This is a genomic window from Curtobacterium flaccumfaciens pv. betae, assembly GCF_026241855.1.
GTDB lineage: Bacteria > Actinomycetota > Actinomycetes > Actinomycetales > Microbacteriaceae > Curtobacterium > Curtobacterium flaccumfaciens.
In genome coordinates this window covers 608,995-625,121 of record NZ_JAPJDC010000001.1, presented here as the reverse complement: position 1 = coordinate 625,121, position 16,127 = coordinate 608,995, and the positions used below count along the sequence as shown (strand labels likewise).

At 71.9% G+C, this 16,127-nt stretch carries 14 protein-coding genes; 9 read left to right on the top strand and 5 right to left on the bottom strand.

Features of this window, described 5'->3' with window-relative positions; all coding sequences use genetic code 11:
* Nucleotides 1-12: 12 nt before the first annotated feature.
* The gene (locus tag ORG17_RS03035; RefSeq protein WP_214526712.1) at nt 13-444 is read right to left on the bottom strand and encodes a MerR family transcriptional regulator; all 432 of its coding nucleotides are present in this window, start codon (nt 442-444) and stop codon (nt 13-15) included.
* Between the two features lie 130 nt (nt 445-574).
* On the opposite strand from ORG17_RS03035, the gene ORG17_RS03030 reads away from it, so the two are divergent.
* From ORG17_RS03030 to ORG17_RS03015, 4 genes are all read left to right on the top strand, one after another.
* Entirely contained in the window at nt 575-2,857 is a 2,283-nt protein-coding gene (locus tag ORG17_RS03030; RefSeq protein ID WP_214526711.1) for an APC family permease, read from the top strand.
* A gap of 11 nt (nt 2,858-2,868) precedes the next feature.
* The gene (locus ORG17_RS03025) at nt 2,869-3,624 is read left to right on the top strand and encodes a hypothetical protein (RefSeq protein WP_214526710.1); all 756 of its coding nucleotides are present in this window, start codon (nt 2,869-2,871) and stop codon (nt 3,622-3,624) included.
* A gap of 141 nt (nt 3,625-3,765) precedes the next feature.
* Nucleotides 3,766-4,041, top strand: a complete 276-nt coding sequence (locus ORG17_RS03020; protein ID WP_017886246.1) for a DUF3072 domain-containing protein — start codon at nt 3,766-3,768, stop codon at nt 4,039-4,041.
* A 120-nt stretch (nt 4,042-4,161) separates the two neighbouring features.
* Nucleotides 4,162-4,602 carry a DoxX family protein gene (locus tag ORG17_RS03015; RefSeq protein ID WP_027465040.1) on the top strand — a complete coding sequence of 147 codons (441 nt, stop codon included), beginning with the start codon at nt 4,162-4,164 and terminating at the stop codon, nt 4,600-4,602.
* 127 nt (nt 4,603-4,729) lie between these two features.
* Here the strand turns inward: ORG17_RS03015 and ORG17_RS03010 are convergent, their stop codons facing one another.
* On the bottom strand, nt 4,730-5,875 hold the full coding sequence (locus ORG17_RS03010) for an NAD(P)-binding domain-containing protein (RefSeq protein ID WP_214526709.1): 1,146 nt from the start codon (nt 5,873-5,875) through the stop codon (nt 4,730-4,732).
* Between the two features lie 158 nt (nt 5,876-6,033).
* On the opposite strand from ORG17_RS03010, the gene ORG17_RS03005 reads away from it, so the two are divergent.
* Nucleotides 6,034-6,252, top strand: a complete 219-nt coding sequence (locus ORG17_RS03005; protein WP_017886249.1) for a DUF3073 domain-containing protein — start codon at nt 6,034-6,036, stop codon at nt 6,250-6,252.
* Nucleotides 6,253-6,691: 439 nt separating this feature from the next.
* Here the strand turns inward: ORG17_RS03005 and purM are convergent, their stop codons facing one another.
* On the bottom strand, nt 6,692-7,807 hold the full coding sequence (gene purM, locus ORG17_RS03000; protein WP_214526708.1) for a phosphoribosylformylglycinamidine cyclo-ligase: 1,116 nt from the start codon (nt 7,805-7,807) through the stop codon (nt 6,692-6,694).
* Nucleotides 7,808-7,880: 73 nt separating this feature from the next.
* Here purM and purF point away from each other — a divergent pair, with 73 nt between their 5' ends.
* On the top strand, nt 7,881-9,338 hold the full coding sequence (gene purF / locus ORG17_RS02995; RefSeq protein ID WP_027465037.1) for an amidophosphoribosyltransferase: 1,458 nt from the start codon (nt 7,881-7,883) through the stop codon (nt 9,336-9,338).
* Nucleotides 9,339-9,423: 85 nt separating this feature from the next.
* Here purF and ORG17_RS02990 read toward each other — a convergent pair whose 3' ends face one another.
* Nucleotides 9,424-9,825 carry a hypothetical protein gene (locus ORG17_RS02990; protein WP_051596625.1) on the bottom strand — a complete coding sequence of 134 codons (402 nt, stop codon included), beginning with the start codon at nt 9,823-9,825 and terminating at the stop codon, nt 9,424-9,426.
* A gap of 108 nt (nt 9,826-9,933) precedes the next feature.
* Here ORG17_RS02990 and ORG17_RS02985 point away from each other — a divergent pair, with 108 nt between their 5' ends.
* A complete protein-coding gene (locus ORG17_RS02985) occupies nt 9,934-12,522 on the top strand; it encodes a helix-turn-helix transcriptional regulator (protein ID WP_214526707.1) in 2,589 nt (862 codons plus the stop codon).
* Nucleotides 12,523-12,802: 280 nt separating this feature from the next.
* Here the strand turns inward: ORG17_RS02985 and ORG17_RS02980 are convergent, their stop codons facing one another.
* A complete protein-coding gene (locus ORG17_RS02980; RefSeq protein ID WP_214526706.1) occupies nt 12,803-13,174 on the bottom strand; it encodes a sterol carrier family protein in 372 nt (123 codons plus the stop codon).
* Between the two features lie 57 nt (nt 13,175-13,231).
* On the opposite strand from ORG17_RS02980, the gene purD reads away from it, so the two are divergent.
* A complete protein-coding gene (gene purD / locus ORG17_RS02975) occupies nt 13,232-14,500 on the top strand; it encodes a phosphoribosylamine--glycine ligase (RefSeq protein WP_111056840.1) in 1,269 nt (422 codons plus the stop codon).
* A complete protein-coding gene (locus ORG17_RS02970; protein ID WP_214526705.1) occupies nt 14,497-15,366 on the top strand; it encodes a phosphoribosylaminoimidazolesuccinocarboxamide synthase in 870 nt (289 codons plus the stop codon). Before purD ends, ORG17_RS02970 begins: the two co-directional genes overlap by 4 nt.
* Nucleotides 15,367-16,127 lie beyond the last annotated feature (761 nt).

Below are 16,127 nucleotides of genomic sequence, written 5' to 3'. Positions count from 1 at the left end.
GCTGCCGGCACTTCAGGAACCCGGCAGCCGCGTCGGCGGGAAGCCGGCGAACGCGTCGGCCGCCGCCAGGTCCTCCCCGTGCTCGACGCGCGCCACGGTGGTGCGCACGGCCGCGAGCTGCCGGGCCAGGCGGTCTCGTTCGTGCTCGAGCCACGTCAGGTGCGCCGTGAGCGCGGCGACGTCGTCACCCTCGTCGTCGAGCCGTCGCGCGATCTCGGGCAGTCCGAGTCCGAGCCCGCGCAGCAGCAGGATGCGCTGCAGTCGGACGAGCGCACGGTCGTCGTAGCGCCGCAGCCCACCGGCGCCGACGGCCGTGGCCGGCAGCAGCCCGACGGCCTCGTAGTGCCGCAGGGTCCGGCTCGAGACACCGGCGGAACGCGCCACCTCGGTGATGACGTGGGGAGCTTTCGCAGCTGGGTCGCCCGGGCCTGTCGATGCGCTCATGCTGGTGACTGTAATGCTTGACGCTGCGTCAACCAAACGGGGTGCGCGATCCCCTGGGTGGAGCACCGGTGGGCAGCCGGGAATATGCGGCAGGCGAACCGTGTTGACTCGCGCCCGGAACTGAGTAGGTTTGCCGCTCGTGACGAACGAGATCCGGTCGTTGAAAGCACGACTGATCGGGGATCCCCTCCCCTCTGAGAAGCTCGAAGGACAGCTCCTCCCGAAGCACCTGGCCCTGCCGATCTTCGCGAGTGACCCGCTGTCCTCTGTCGCGTACGCGCCGCAGGAACTCCTGATGATCCTGCTGCTCGGCGGCATGGCCTTCCTGACGTTCGCGCCGTGGGTCGCCGCACTCGTCGTGCTGCTGCTCGTGGTCGTCGTCGCCTCGTACCGGCAGCTCATCAAGGCGTACCCGTCGGGTGGTGGCGACTACGAGGTGGCGCACCGGAACCTCGGTGAGAAGGCCGGGCTCGTCGTCGCGAGCGCGCTGCTCGTCGACTACGTGATGACGGTGGCCGTGTCGGTCGCCTCCGGTGTCGACAACATCATCTCGGCGCTCCCGATGCTCGACCAATTCCGCGTCGAGCTCGCCCTGCTGTTCGTCGTGCTGCTCGCCGCCGCGAACCTGCGAGGTGTGCGGGAGTCGAGCAAGGCCTTCGCGATCCCGACCTACCTGTTCGTGGCGAGCGTCTTCGTGATGGTCGTGACCGGGCTCGTCCGGGTCGCCGCCGGCAACGCTCCGGTCGCCGAGTCCGCGGCGTACACCGTGCAGAACGTCGAGCACACCACGCAGGCGGCGTTCATCCTGCTGCTCCTCCGCGCCTTCGCCTCGGGATGCTCGGCCCTGACCGGCGTCGAGGCCATCGCGAACGGCGTGCAGGCGTTCCGCCGTCCGAAGATCAAGAACGCGCAGGCCACCCTGGTCGCGATGGGCGGCATCGCGATCGTCCTGTTCATCGGGCTCATCACCCTGGCGTTGGTGTCGCACGTGCACTACGCCGAGCGTGCCTGCGACCTGCAGGGCTTCGCGAACTGCGCCACCACGCCGCAGCGCTCGCTCATCGCGCAGATCGCGGCCGCGACCTTCGGCAACAACTCGGTGCTGTTCTTCGTGATCCAGGCGACGACGGCCGCGGTCCTGCTCCTCGCGGCGAACACGGCCTTCAACGGGTTCCCGCTGCTCGGCTCGATCCTGGCGCGCGACTCGTACGCTCCGAAGGCGCTCTCGACCCGCGGCGACCGGCTCATCTACTCGAACGGCGTCATCGTCCTGGCCCTGGTCGCCGCGGCGCTGCTCGTGGTCTACCGGGCGAACGTCACGAGCCTCATCCAGCTCTACATCATCGGTGTCTTCGTGTCGTTCACGCTCGGACAGACGGGCATGGTCGTGCACTGGACACGACTGCTGCGGGCCGATCGGGACCGGGACGGGGCGCCCGCCGCCGACGGCGAGCCACCGGTGAACCGTGGGCAGGTCGTCCGCTCCCGGACGATCAACGCCATCGGTGCGACCTTCACCCTCGTGGTGCTCGTCATCGTCACGATCACGAAGTTCACCCACGGCGCCTGGCTCGTGTTCCTGATCATGCCGGTGCTGTACGTGCTCATGCTCGGCGTGAACCGCTACTACCGCGACGTCTCGCACGAGATCGAGGCCGACGTCGAGACGAAGTTCGGCGCCACCGGCGACCACGCGATCGTCCTGGTGAACAAGCTGCAGAAGCCCGTGCTCAAGGCGCTCGACTACGCGGTCGCCGCCGAGCACGCGAGCATCGAGGCAGTGCACGTCGCGATCGACGACGCCGAGTCCCAACGCCTGCGCGACCAGTGGGCGGAGTACGGCCTCCAGGTACCGCTGACGATCGTGCCGAGCCCGTACCGCGACATCTCGATGCCCCTGATCAAGTACATCAAGGCACACCGGGCCGAGCACGGCTCCGAGGTCGTCACCGTCTACACCCCGATCTTCATCGTCGGGCACTGGTGGGAGGGCCTGCTCCACAACCACCGCGGCCGCCGCATCCGCAAGAAGCTGCTGCTCGTGCACGGCGTCACCGTCGCCCTGGTGCCGTGGCTACTCGACTCGTCCGAGCTGCTCTACGGCCGCCGTTCCCGCCCGCTGCCCGGCCAGGAGCGCCGCGGCGAGCCCATCCGGCCCCCGCTCCGCCGCCCCGCGCAGCCCGGTTCGTCGGCCGAGGCCGAGGCCGCGGCCTCGGCTTCGGCTTCGGCTTCGGCTTCGGCTTCGGCTTCGGCCGAGGACCGCCTGCTCCGGTCCGCCGAGCGCAACAGCATCCAGCCGCGCCGCGCGACCCGTCCGGCCGGCCCCGCCGAGGGCATCGACCCCGCGCTCTGCACGGGCGAGATCCACGCCCTCGTGCCCTCGCCGCCGCGACGGGGAGCCGACGAGTCGTAGCATGTGGCCCCATGACCATCAGTGACCTGCGGACGTTCGCCACGTTCGACGGACACGGCGGCAAGGTCTCGAAGCGCGTCGAGGTGCTCGACCACGAACCGCCGGCCGGCAGCCCGCTCGAAGGGCTCGTCGCCGTGCGCGGCGAGCACCCCCTCGGCGCGCGCGACGAGCGTGCCGCCGACGAGTCCGCCGCGCTCTCCCGCGGCGTCCCGAGCGTCGGCTGGGTGGACCCGGCCGCGCTCCGCGACTGGTACCGCCCGGACCGCGTCGTCCTCACCCGGCTCGAGGCGCGGCAGTCCGGCATCGAGCCCGGTGTCTACGCCGACTCCCGTGGGCGCGGTCGCGTCCGGATCGACGGCCTGGAGGCCCACCTCGCCCCCGACGGTCGCCCCGCCTTCCGCGCACTGGCCGGCCCCACCGCCGAGCCCGTCGTCGACGTGCCGCTGCCGACCGACCAGGCCGTCCGCCTGGTGGCGGTGACCGCGGTCGACGAGGGACTCGAGGTCGTCACGGCCCCGGTGTCCCCGTTCCTGCAGCCCGGCGAACACCCGGCGTACGGCGACGACGTGGTGGGGCTGCCCCCACGTCCGGCGAGCGGGCACGTCCGGGTCGCGGCCTCGGTGCTGCTCGACGGCGAGCTGCACGAGGTCGACCGGATCGACGAGCGTGCGGCGACCATCTGGATCCGGCGGGACGACCGCGTCGTGCCGATCGCCACGAGTGCCGTCGGGGCCGACCTGGTGCGGTACGCGGCGACCGCGGTCTGAGCCGCTTCGGTGCGTTTGCGTGCCGTCGTGCGCGCTGTGCCGTTGTGCGCGCTGTGCCGGTGTGCGCACCGTGCCGCTGAGCCGCTTCGGGGGACGCCGCTGCTGCGTGTCGTGACGGGGGTGCGGCGTACCGTCGCGGACATGAGTGACGCAGACCGCGACCAGCAGCAGACCCCGGACGCACCGATCCAGGGCGAGACCCTCGGCGGACCCCGACCCGACCCCTCCACCGACGCGAGCAAGGACCCCGAGCAGTGGGTCACCGGCGACGAGCCCATGACCGGACCGCAGCGCAGCTACCTCGACACCCTGGCCCGTGAAGCCGGCGAGGAACTCCCCGCCGACCTCACCAAGGCACAGGCGTCGGAGCACATCGACCGCCTCCAGCAGCAGACCGGCCGCGGCGCCGATTCCTGAGAAGCAGTCCGCTCTTCGGCGGACCGCTGTCTGGGCATGCTCTGGGCATGTTCTGGCGAAGCGCGGTCAGTCCCCTGTTCGAGGACGATCGATGACGCGTCACCGGCTACCTTCGTGGCCATGCGAACGACATCGACCTCCATCGGCCTGACCGCGCTCCGCATCGTCCTCGGGGTGGTGTTCATCGCCCACGGCGCCCAGAAGTTCGCCCAGGGCATCCCCAACGTGGTGCAGGGCTTCTCGGGCATGGGCGTCCCCCTCGCCGAGGTCGCAGCACCCCTCGTCGCCGGCCTCGAGCTCGTCGGCGGCATCCTGCTCGTGCTCGGTGTCGCGACCCGCGTCGTCGGCGTGCTGCTGGCCGTCGACATGGTCGTCGCCGGGTTCCTGGCCCACGGCACCGCCGGCTTCTACTCGCAGGACGGCGGGTTCGAGTACGTGCTCGTCCTCGCGGTGGCGTCCCTCGCCGTGGCGCTGACCGGGCCCGGGCGGTTCTCGCTCGATGCCCTGGTGCTCAAGTCGTCGCGCCGTCGTCGTGGCGTCGAGGAGCCCCTGCCCGCCTGAGCCGCGCGCTTCGGTCCGTCCGGTGCGAGGTTCCGTCGCCCGTGCGAGCTCACGAGGCCCGCACCGGGAACGGAACCTCGCACCGTTCGCGCGGCCCCTCGCACCGTGCGAGGGGCCGCGCGGCCGTTCAGCCCGCCAGTGCGTCCATGACCTGGCGGGCGATGCGTCGGCCGGCCCGGTTCGCACCGATGGTCGATGCCTGGGGACCGTAGCCGGCCAGGAACAACCGCGGCTCCTCGCCGGACCGGCCGTCCTCGACCACCACCCCGCCCGCCGTGGTCCGCAGGTGCAGCGGCGCGAGGTGCCGCAGGTCGGCCCGGAACCCCGTCGCCCAGATCACCGCGTCGGCGTGTACGTGGGCGCCGTCCGCGGTCCACACGCCGGTCTCGTCCATCCGCGTGAACATCGGCTCGTCACGCAGCACGCCGCGGTCGATGCCGGCGCGGATCCGCCGCGACACCTGGACCCCGGTGCCGCTGACGATGCTCGGCAGGACCGCGCCGGCGCGGGCGGCCCGGTCCTGTTCGTCGACGGCAGCCACCGCGGACTCGACGTCGAGCGACGCGGTCCCGGCCCAGACCATCGGGCGGCGGGTGAACCACCGCGTCGAACGGGCGACGCCGTCGAGTTCGAGCAGGAACCCGATCGCGCTCGTCCCACCGCCCACCACCACGACGTCCTGGCGGGTGAACTCGGTGGCGCTGCGGTACTCGGTCGTGTCGACCTGCCGCCCGCGGAACACGTCGCGCCCCGGGTACCACGGCACGAAAGGGGTGCCCCACGTGCCGGACGCGTTCACCACGACCTCGGCACGGATGCGCGTGACGGTGCCGTCGGCGCTCCGGGTCGTGACGCACAGGCCGCCGTCCGCCGGAGCGCCGCCCGCCACGCCGTCGTCGCCGTCGATGCGCGAGACGGACGTCACCGAGACCGGGCGCCGGACCCGCAGGTCGTAGTGCTGCTCGAACCGCCGGTAGTACTCCCCGACGACGTCCCGCGCGGGTCGTGACCGGTCGGCGTCGTCGAACTCCAGGCCCATCGCGCGCATGCCGGGCAGGTCGTGCACACGGTGCGCCGCCCCGAGCCGGAGGGCCTCCCACCGGAACTGCCACGCCCCACCGGTGCTCGGCGCGCGGTCGAGGATCACCAGGTCGCTGCCGGGGACGAGCCCGAGGCGACGCAGGTGGTATCCCACCGAGAGCCCCGCCTGCCCCGCACCGATCACCACCACGCGGGCGTGCTGGTCGACCGGGGTCTCGAGGGGTTCCGTCATCACTTCGATTCTGCTGTGCGGGCCAGCCGTCGCGCGACGTCCAGATCGAGGTACATGGTAGAGTGATCGGCAGATTTCAAACCACGAACCGTCTGGTTCCCCGAGTGATCCTCCGTCATTCGCCAGGACCGGACCAGAGCCGAACGAGGGGGTCACGCATGGGGCGCGGCCGTCAGAAGGCGAAGCACACCAAGGTCGCCCGTGAGCTGAAGTACTTCAGCCCGCAGACGAACTACGGTGCGCTCGAGCAGGAGCTCTCCGCCGGACAACACTCCGACGAGAACTACGTCGACCGTTGGGCGGACCAGTACGGTCCGGAACCGGCGGAAGACGAAGACGAGTTCGAGACCCAGGCAGACCAGAACAAGTCCGCCTGACCTCTCTCGCAGTCACGCCGCGCAGCCCTCGGGCAGCGCGGCGTTTCCGCGTGCCCGGACACGGGGCGCGCCCAGACACCGAGTGTGCCCAGGCATCCCTCGGCGCGCCCGGGTCCCCGGCCTCGAGTGGTCACGACTCACCGCGTGCATGACGCCGAGTGGTCAAGAACCGTCGGTTACCGGCCTGCCAAACGACGGTTCGTGACCACTCACCGCACGCACCACGGCGGGTCCCGGGACACCCCACGCCGGCGGCAGGGGCCACCCGCACTCGCCACACCGGTGCCACGCCCCGTTGCCGCGCCCGGGTCCCCGGCCTCGAGTGGTCACGACTCACCGCGCGCATGACGCCGAGTGGTCACGAACCTTCGGTTGCAGGGCCGCCAAACGACAGTTCGTGACCACTCACCGCACGCACCACGGCACCGCACCGAGCGGGTCAGCCCGCGTAGCTCCCGACGAGCCGGACCGCGCCGCCGTCGACACCCTTGGCGCCCTGCTCGAACCCGGTCAGGTCCCGCGCGGACGTGGCGATCGTGCCGACGGGCCACGTGGGCATGCCGGCGGCACCGAGCGAGGCGATGACCTCGGCAGCGGCCCCGGCCGAGACGACGGCGAACATGCCGATGCCCAGGTTCCAGGTGCCCTCGGTGTCCTTGATCGGAGTGCCGGCCATGTCGGCCAGGACCCGGAAGACCGGGAGCGGCTGCCAGGTGGAACGGTCGACCTCGACCCAGGAGCCGACGGGCAGCACGCGCGCCAGGTTCGCGGCGATGCCACCACCGGTCACGTGCGAGAGCGAGTGCACCGCGCCCGGGTGCTGCTCGAGCAGGGCCAGGAGCGGTGCGGTGTACAGGCGGGTCGGCTCGAGCAGGGCTTCGCCGACGGAGACCGCGCCGCCGAACCCGACGCCGCTCAGCTCGGGCAGCTGGTCCGTGAAGCCGACGCCCCGCGACGACAGGATGTGCCGCACGAGCGAGTAGCCGTTCGAGTGCAGGCCCGACGACTCGATCGCCAGGACCACGTCGCCGTCCTGCACCAGGTGCGCTCCGAGCTGTGCGTCGGCCTCGACGACACCCGTCGCCGCACCGGCCACGTCGTAGTCGTCCGGGCCGAGCAGCCCCGGGTGCTCGGCGGTCTCGCCGCCGACCAGGGCGGTGCCGGTCTCCGAGCAGCCGCGGGCGATGCCGGCGACGATGTCGGCGATCCGGCCGGGCACGACGCGACCGCAGGCGATGTAGTCGGTCATGAACAGCGGCTTCGCGCCGACCACGACGATGTCGTCGACGACCATGCCGACCAGGTCCTGCCCGATGGTGTCGTGCTTGTCGATCGCCTGCGCGATGGCGACCTTGGTGCCGACGCCGTCTGTCGAGGTCGCGAGCAACGGGTGTGAGAAGTCCTTCAGGAACGAGACGTCGTAGAGCCCGGCGAACCCGCCGACGCCACCGAGGACCGAGGCGTTGTGGGTGGCCGCGACCGCGGACTTCATCAGTTCGACGGCCAGGTCACCGGCAGCGGTGTCCACTCCGGCTTCGGCGTACGGGTTGGGCATGCGGAGTCCTTCGCGGTGACATGGCAGACTTGTTCGGTACCCCCCGATTCTACGGTCTGGAGCACACCCGCGAATGTGCGGCATCGTCGGCCTTGTTGCGCAGGGCCCCGCCAACCAATCCATCTACGACGCACTGCTCCTCCTGCAGCACCGCGGGCAGGACTCGACGGGCATCGCCACGGTCGAGGGTCACGTGCACCACATGCACAAGACCCGCGGCCACGTGCGTGAGGCGTTCCGGACCCGCGACATGCGTGCCCTCCTCGGCACCATGGGGCTCGGACACGTCCGCTACGCCACCAAGGGCGCCGCGACGAACGAGGAAGAGGCCCAGCCGTTCTACGTGAACGCGCCGTACGGCATTGTCCTCGTCCACAACGGCAACCTCACCAACACGCGGGAACTCACGCGTGAACTGTTCGACATCGACCGTCGCCACCTGAACACGACGAGCGACACCGAGCTCCTGGTGAACGTGCTGGCGCACGAGCTGCAGGGCCAGGTCCGCGGCGCGAACCTCGACCCGGGTCAGGTCTTCGACGCCGTCGAGCGCGTGCACGAGCGGGTCGAGGGCTCCTACGCCACGATCGCGACCATCGCCGGGCACGGGCTGCTGGCCTTCCGCGACCCGTTCGGCATCCGCCCGCTGATCCTCGGCCACAAGTTCGACGAGGCCGGGCAGCCGGAGTGGGTCGTCGCGAGCGAGTCGCTCGTGCTCGAGTCCGGCGGGTACGAGATCGTCCGCGACATCGCCCCGGGCGAGGCCGTCTTCATCGAGATGAACGGCCAGATGCACGCCCGCCAGTGCGCGAAGAACCCGCGCCTGGTGCCGTGCTCGTTCGAGTACGTCTACCTGGCACGTCCCGACTCGGTGATGAACGGCATCTCGGTCTACGACGCACGTCTGCGCCTCGGCAACCGTCTCGCCGACACCATCGAGCAGTACGCGCCGACCGGTGACATCGACGTGGTCATGCCGATCCCGGACTCGAGCCGTCCGGCGGCCATGCAGGTCGCCCGGAAGCTCGGCATCGAGTACCGCGAGGGCTTCTACAAGAACCGCTACGTCGGCCGCACCTTCATCATGCCGGGGCAGGCGGAGCGCAAGCGTTCGGTACGTCAGAAGCTCAACGCGATGTCGTCCGAGTTCAAGGGCAAGAACATCCTGATCGTCGACGACTCGATCGTCCGCGGCACCACGAGCCGCGAGATCGTCGAGATGGCCCGGGCCGCCGGCGCGAACGAGGTCACGTTCACGAGCGCCGCTCCCCCTGTCCGGTTCCCGCACGTCTACGGCATCAACATGCCGACGCGCGCGGAGCTCATCGCGCACGACCGGAAGATCCCGGAGATCAACCGCGTGCTCGGCAGCGACCACCTGATCTACCAGGAGGTCGGGGACATGCGCGACGCCATCATCGAGGGCTCGGACGTGACCGACCTCGAGATGAGCTGCTTCACGGGCGAGTACGTCACGGGCACCGTGAGCCCGGAGTACCTGTCCTGGGTCGAGGCCAACCAGCTCAGCTGAGTGGGGGTCGCGATCGCGACCACCAGACGGACGGGAGGCCCGGTGCCAGCTGGCACCGGGCCTCCAGTCCGTTGATCGGGAGCGGCTACGGCCGCTGGTCACCGTGGTCGTCGAGCTCACCGTCGACCGTCTCGGGCGGCAGTTCGACCTCGACGCGCTCCGCCGTCAGGCGGGCCGAACGCCGGGCGTAGACCCGGTCGAACACGACGGCGACGACCGCACCGATGAAGGCGCCGATCGTGACGCCCCACAGGCTGAAGTAGCCGACCAGGCTGCCGAAGCTGGTCTGGTCCCGCTGACCGCCGAGGTTCATGGTGAGGGCGACCACGACGAGGGTCGCGAGGAATCCGAGCACGGCACCGCCGACGATGAACACGCCGAACTTCGGTGCACGGCGGATGGTGACCTCGTCGGGGCTGGCGACCGCGCTGGGAGCCGGCGCCGGCGTGGGGAGCGGCTGCTCGTCGGGTTGATCGGTGTTGCTCACCCGTCCATTGTCCCCCACTGTGGGACGTCCCGCGGCCTGTGCGCGGCGACCGATCCGGGAGAGGATGGTCGCTACTGGTCGGTATCCCAAGCGGAGGAGGTGTGTCGGATGCGTGAACGAACCGCACCCGCCCGCCGACGCCGACCGACCACCCCCGCCCGCGTGGCCTGGCCCGTCGCACAGCGAGTCGAGGAGGACCGCGCCGTCGCCGTCGTCGCCGAGCACCGGTGGAGCGTCGCGCTCGTCGGCGCCCCCGGCATCGGCAAGAGCACGGCCGCGGCGCGGGTCACCGACCGCGTCGCCGGGCGCGACGGCACCGGCCGCACGGTCGTCGTGCCGATCACGGCGGTCGCCGCGAGCCGGTCGATGCCCTTCGGCGCCGTCGCCGAGCGCTTCGGCGAACTGCCGGCGTCCATCTCGGAGCTGTCCGACGACACCGGTGCCGAGCAGCGCCTCCGGGCGATCGAGGACCTCGTCGACCGCGACGTCCTGCTCCGCGTCGACGACGCCGACCACCTCGACGCGATCTCCGCGCGGTACGTCGCCTGGCTGGTCCGCCGGCAGGGAGCCCGGCTCGTCCTGACCTGCCGCGACTTCACGGCGCTCCCCGAGCCGCTCCGCGCGCTGTGGCAGGACGACCTGCTCGAGCGCATCGACCTGCAGCCCCTGGCCCTGCACGAGACCGCGGCGCTCGTCGCCGAGGCACTGGGCTCGCCGCTCGAGAACGCCTCGGCCGAGCGCGTCCACCGCGCCACCGCCGGCAACCCGCTGTACCTGCGCGAGGTGGTCCGCGCAGCACGGGTCTCCGGCGCCCTCGACCACACCGCGACCGGGTGGTACTGGCGCGGACGGGTGACCGCGTCGGACAGCCTCGCCGACATGTACCGCACGGAGCTCGGGTCGCTGCCGGAGGACCTGCGCGACGTCGTCGACATCGTCGCCCTCGCGGACCCGATCCCGCTCGCGCGCCTGCTCGGCCTGGTCACCGGCGGGGACGTCGACCGGGTCGTCGCGCTCGGCCTGGTCCGCATCGACTCGCTCGAGGACGGCGCCGCGGTCGTCCGGCCGTCGCACCCGCTCGTCGGCGAGGTCATCCGGACCCTGGTGCCGGTGGCCCGGCGCACCGCACTCTTCGCGCGCGCCAACGCGTTCCGCACCGACCGGCCCGAGGGTGCACCGCCCGCCGCACGGCTGCGTGCCGCGCTGTGGTCGCTCGAGTGCGGGGTCCTGCCGTCGGTCGACCAGCTGCTCGACGCGGCGCAGGTCGCCGTGCGGCTGCAGGAGCACGAGAGCGGGATCGCCCTGGCCTCGGCAGCGCTCCGCACGACGCTCACCCCCACCGAACAGGTCGCGGCGCACTGCCTCCGCTCGCTGGCGTACTCGTACTCGGACGGCCGTGAAGCCGGCCGCGCCGACGCCGAAGCCGCCTGGGGCGCGGCGAAGCGGCACGTCGGCGACGTCACCGACGAGGCCGTCATCGAAGCGTGCGAGACCCTGGCGAACATCCGCCAGTTCCACGACGACGACGTCACGGCGGCGGTCGCCCTGACCGATGCCGCCACGCGCCTGGTGGTGTCCGACGAGGCCGTCGAACGGCTGCGGCTGCTCCGGATGGCGCACCAGGGCTGGGGCGGGGACTTCGCCGAGGTCCGGGACGAGATCGAGCGCAGCGGCATCGTGGACGCCCCGACGATGCCGATGTCGTTCCTCGCCGTCGCACCCTGCGCCGTGATGGCGTTGGCGACCGCCGGCCGACTGGACGACGCGTCCGCGCTCGGTCACCGCGCCCTGGCCACCGCCGTGGCGCACGTCGAGGCAGCGCCCTGGAGCGTCGGCGAGAACTCTTCCGTCCTGCACCAGGTCCAGATGTGGCGCGGCGACCTGGACGACCTGATCATCGAGGTGCCGGCGGGCCGGTCCAGCCCCTACCTGAAGTACGACTTCACGCTCGAGCTCATCGGCCAGGGCAACCTGGCGATCGCACAGCGCCGCTGGGACGACGCCGTCGCCGCGTTCTCGGCGGCGTGCGAACGGTACGACATCGCCGACCACGGCGGGTTCGCGGCCTACCCCTGGGCACGTCTGGCCCTGGCGCACGCCTACGCAGGACGCCCGGAAGCAGCCTCCGGTGCACTCGAACGGGCCCGGACCACCCCGCAGCGGGCGATGCGGATCACCGGCGAACAGGTCGCCGTGTCGATCGCCTGGACCGAGGCCGTGCTCGGCAACCCGGCCGGGCTGCAGCACGCCGACGAGATCATCGAACGCAGCACGGCGAACGGCTCGTGGACGCACGTGATGTACGGGTACGCCCTGCACCACGCGGTCGGCATGTCGCAGGGGCGCGACTCGACCGGCTCGCTCGAGCGGATGCGCGAGGCCGCCACCCGCGTCGACGGACCACTCGCCGCCGCCGTGATCGAGTACGCCGACGCCGTGCGCGCCGACGACCGCACGCGGGTGATCGCGGCGCAGGGCGTGCTCGCGGCGCACGGGGTCTCGGTGGCCGCCGGGCGCTCGAAGCCGCCGCTGACGAAGCGCGAGTACGAGGTCGCCGAGCTCGCCGCGCAGGGGCTGAGCAACCGGCGGATCGCGGAGTCCCTCGGGCTCTCGACGCGGACGATCGACGCGCACCTGTCCCGTGTCTTCGCGAAGTGGGACCTGCACGCGCGGTCGGAGCTCAGCGAGCTGCTCTGAGCTGCTCGGCGTTCGGCATCGGCTGTCGCACACGCAAGAACGTTGCGGATTGCAGCACGACGCGCCGCCACGATTGACACGTTGTGTGGAACATCGCGTACCTTGGTGCCTGTCGCCGGGTTCGGACCCGTTCGGGTCGGGTCCGAATCCCGGCGACTTCAAGCTTAGGAACCAGGTCGATGCGGGCGCATCGGTAGGCACTACCTAATTCGCGCGGGACTCCTCCGCAGGCGCCTTCGGCGTGGGTGGGTCTGGTGCCGGTGGGTCTGGTGCCCGGGGGTCAGGGGCCGGGGGCGGGCAGCCGGACCGGCAGGAACGCCGTCAGGTCCGCACGCGAGCCCGAGGCGCTGACGCGCGACTGCGCGACCGCCTCGGCCCAGGTCAGCTCGCCCGACGCGAGCGCCAGCCAGGTGGTGGCATCGGTCTCGACCACGTTCGGCGGCGTGCCGCGGGTGTGCCGGGGCCCGGGCACGGCCTGGACGGCGGCGAACGGCGGCACCCGCACCTCGACGCTGTTGCCCGGCACCTCGTCCGCCAGGCACTGCAACGTCCACCGCACCGCGGTCGCGACGGCCGGTCGGGCTGTCTCCCCACGACGCACCGCGGCGAGTGCCGCGCGCCCGTCGGCGTCCTCGATCCTCCTGGGTGGCATCTCCACAGGCTAGCCCTCGCATCGCGGGCGGCGAGTCGGGCTGGGTAGGGTGATCGGGTGCGAATCCTCGTCCTCGGTTCCGGTGCCCGCGAGCACGCGATCATCACGGCCCTCCTCGCTGAGCATGCGGGCCACGTCATCACGGCAGCGCCCGGCAACGCCGGCATCGCCGCCGACGTCGAGACCGTCTCCCTCGACCCCACCAACGGTGCGCTCGTCGCCGAGTACGCGATCGAGAACGACGTCGAACTCGTCGTCGTGGGCCCAGAGGCCCCGCTCATCGCCGGCGTGGCCGACCCGGTGCGCACCCGCGGCATCCCGGTGTTCGGGCCGGGCAAGGCCGCCGCGCAGCTCGAGGGCTCGAAGGCGTTCGCCAAGCGGATCATGGGCGAGGCCGGTGTGCCCACCGGGCGTCCGGTCTACGCCGGCACGGCGGACGAAGCCGTCGCCGCGATCGACGAGCTCGGCGCCCCGTACGTGGTCAAGGCCGACGGGCTCGCCGCCGGCAAGGGCGTGCTCGTGACCGACGACCGCCAGGCCGCGATCGACCACGCAACCTACTGGCTCCAGCACGGACACGTCGTGGTCGAGGAGTTCCTCGACGGCGAAGAGGTCTCGTTGTTCTTCCTGAGCGACGGGCACGACGTCCGCGCGCTCAGTCCCGCGCAGGACTACAAGCGCCTGGCCGACGGCGACCTCGGACCGAACACGGGCGGCATGGGCGCGTACTCGCCGCTGCCGTGGCTCGCCGAGCGCTGGCCGTCCGAGCAGGCCTTCGTCGACGAGGTCACCGAGCTCGTCGCGCTGCCGACCGTCCGCCGCCTCGAGCACGAGGGCACGCCCTTCGTCGGGCTCCTGTACTGCGGCCTCATCGTCACCGAGCAGGGCGTCCGCGTGATCGAGTTCAACGCGCGCTTCGGCGACCCGGAGACGCAGGTCGTGCTCCCCCGCCTGGCCACGCCGCTCAGCGAACTCCTGCTGGCCGCCGCCACCGGGCAGCTCGGTGCCGTCCCCGCACCCGTGTTCCGCGACGAGGTCGCCGTCACCGTCGTCCTGGCGAGCGAGGGCTACCCGGAGAACCCGCAGACCGGTCGGCCGATCACCGGCATCGACGACGCGAACGCCCGCGACGGCGTATCGGTCGCGCACGCCGCCACCGGCGTCCTCGACGACACGCTCGTGGCCACCGGCGGCCGGGTGCTCAGCGTCGTGGCGACCGGGTCCGACTTCACCCAGGCCCGCGAGCGCGCCTACGCCGGGCTCGGCGACATCACGCTCGACGGCGCGCAGTTCCGCACCGACATCGCAGCGAAGGTCGCGAAGTGACCGCCCCCGCGCCGATCGCCGGCTGGCGGCACGTCTCGTCCGGCAAGGTGCGCGAGCTCTACGTGCCCGAGGGCACCGCTGACCTGGCGAGCGCGTCCGAACTGCTGCTCGTCGCCTCGGACCGGGTCAGCGCGTACGACTTCGCGCTCGAGCCGCCGATCCCGGGCAAGGGCGAACTGCTGACCCGCCTGTCCCGGTTCTGGTTCACCCAGCTGAGTGACGTCCCGAACCACATCATCGGCCCGTCCTCCGGTGGCACGCCGGTGCCCGCCGAAGTCGAGGCACGCTCGATGCACGTCATGCCGCTCACGATGTTCCCCGTCGAGTGCGTCGTTCGCGGGTACCTGGTCGGCAGCGGCTGGGCCGAGTACCAGGAGACCGGCAGCGTGTGCGGCGTCGCGCTCCCCGCCGGGCTGTGCAACGGTGACCGCCTGCCGGAACCGATCTACACGCCGGCGTACAAGGCAGCCCAGGGCGAGCACGACGAGAACATCTCGTACGAGCAGACCGTCGACCTGGTCGGTGCCGAGACCGCCGCCACCCTGCGCGAGCTCTCGCTGCACGTCTACACCGAGGCCGCGGCCATCGCCCTCGAGCGGGACGTCGTCATCGCGGACACCAAGTTCGAGTTCGGGCAGGACGCCACCGGCCGGATCCGCATTGCCGACGAGGTCCTGACGAGCGACTCCAGCCGCTACTGGGACGCCCGCTCGGCCGACCGCACCGACTCGTTCGACAAGCAGATCGTGCGGGACTGGCTCAGCGCGCACTGGGACCGCCAGGGCACGCCGCCGGTGCTCCCGGACGAGATCGTCGAGCGCACGGCTGCGCGCTACGCCGAGCTGATCGAGCGCCTCGGCGCCTGACGCCGCGCCCGGTCCGACGCGTGGCGTGGCGTGGCGTGGGGCGTGGCGTGGCGTGGCCCGAACGGTCACGACACCCCGCTCACGTCCGTCGAGCGGTCACGGACCGTCGGCCGGGGCCCCGCCAACCGACAGTTTGCGACCACTCGGCGGCCCACCCACGACACGTCGCGACCACCCGCCGCGCCGGTGCCCGGTGCCGCCCGAACGGCCACGACACCCCGCTCACGTGCGTCGAGCGGTCACGAACCGTCGCCCGAGGCCCCACCAACCGACGGTTCGCGACCACTCCGCGGCCCACCCACGACACGTCGCGACCACGCGCCGCGCCGGTACCCGGTGCCGCCCAGACGGTCACGACACCCCGCTCAACTCCGTCGAGCGGTCACGAACCGTCGGCCGAGGCCCCGCCAACCGACAGTTCGCGACCACTCCGCGGCCCACCCACGACACGTCACGACCACCCGCCGCGCCAGTACCCGGTGCCACCCGAACGGTCACGACACCCCGCTCAGCTCCATCGGGCGGTCACGAACCGTCGGCCGAGGCCCCGCCAACCGACAGTTCGCGACCACCCGGCGGCCCACCCACGACACGTCACGACCGCCCGCCGCGCCAGTACCCGGTGCCACCCGAACGGTCACGACACCCCGCTCAGCTCCGTCGAGCGGTCACGAACCGTCGCCCGAGGCCCAGCCAACCGACAGTTCGCGACCACCCGGCAGCCCACCCACGACACGTCACGACCACCCGCCGCGCCGGTA

Excerpts from the sequence above, each read along its gene's own strand:
- ORG17_RS03035 (WP_214526712.1), bottom strand. The coding sequence starts at position 444 with ATGAGCGCATCGACAGGCCCGGGCGACCCAGCTGCGAAAGCTCCCCAC.
- ORG17_RS03025 (WP_214526710.1), top strand. The coding sequence starts at position 2,869 with ATGACCATCAGTGACCTGCGGACGTTCGCCACGTTCGACGGACACGGC.
- ORG17_RS03020 (WP_017886246.1), top strand. The coding sequence starts at position 3,766 with ATGAGTGACGCAGACCGCGACCAGCAGCAGACCCCGGACGCACCGATC.
- ORG17_RS03015 (WP_027465040.1), top strand. The coding sequence starts at position 4,162 with ATGCGAACGACATCGACCTCCATCGGCCTGACCGCGCTCCGCATCGTC.
- ORG17_RS03010 (WP_214526709.1), bottom strand. The coding sequence starts at position 5,875 with ATGACGGAACCCCTCGAGACCCCGGTCGACCAGCACGCCCGCGTGGTG.
- ORG17_RS03005 (WP_017886249.1), top strand. The coding sequence starts at position 6,034 with ATGGGGCGCGGCCGTCAGAAGGCGAAGCACACCAAGGTCGCCCGTGAG.
- purM (WP_214526708.1), bottom strand. The coding sequence starts at position 7,807 with ATGCCCAACCCGTACGCCGAAGCCGGAGTGGACACCGCTGCCGGTGAC.
- purF (WP_027465037.1), top strand. The coding sequence starts at position 7,881 with ATGTGCGGCATCGTCGGCCTTGTTGCGCAGGGCCCCGCCAACCAATCC.
- ORG17_RS02985 (WP_214526707.1), top strand. The coding sequence starts at position 9,934 with ATGCGTGAACGAACCGCACCCGCCCGCCGACGCCGACCGACCACCCCC.
- ORG17_RS02980 (WP_214526706.1), bottom strand. The coding sequence starts at position 13,174 with ATGCCACCCAGGAGGATCGAGGACGCCGACGGGCGCGCGGCACTCGCC.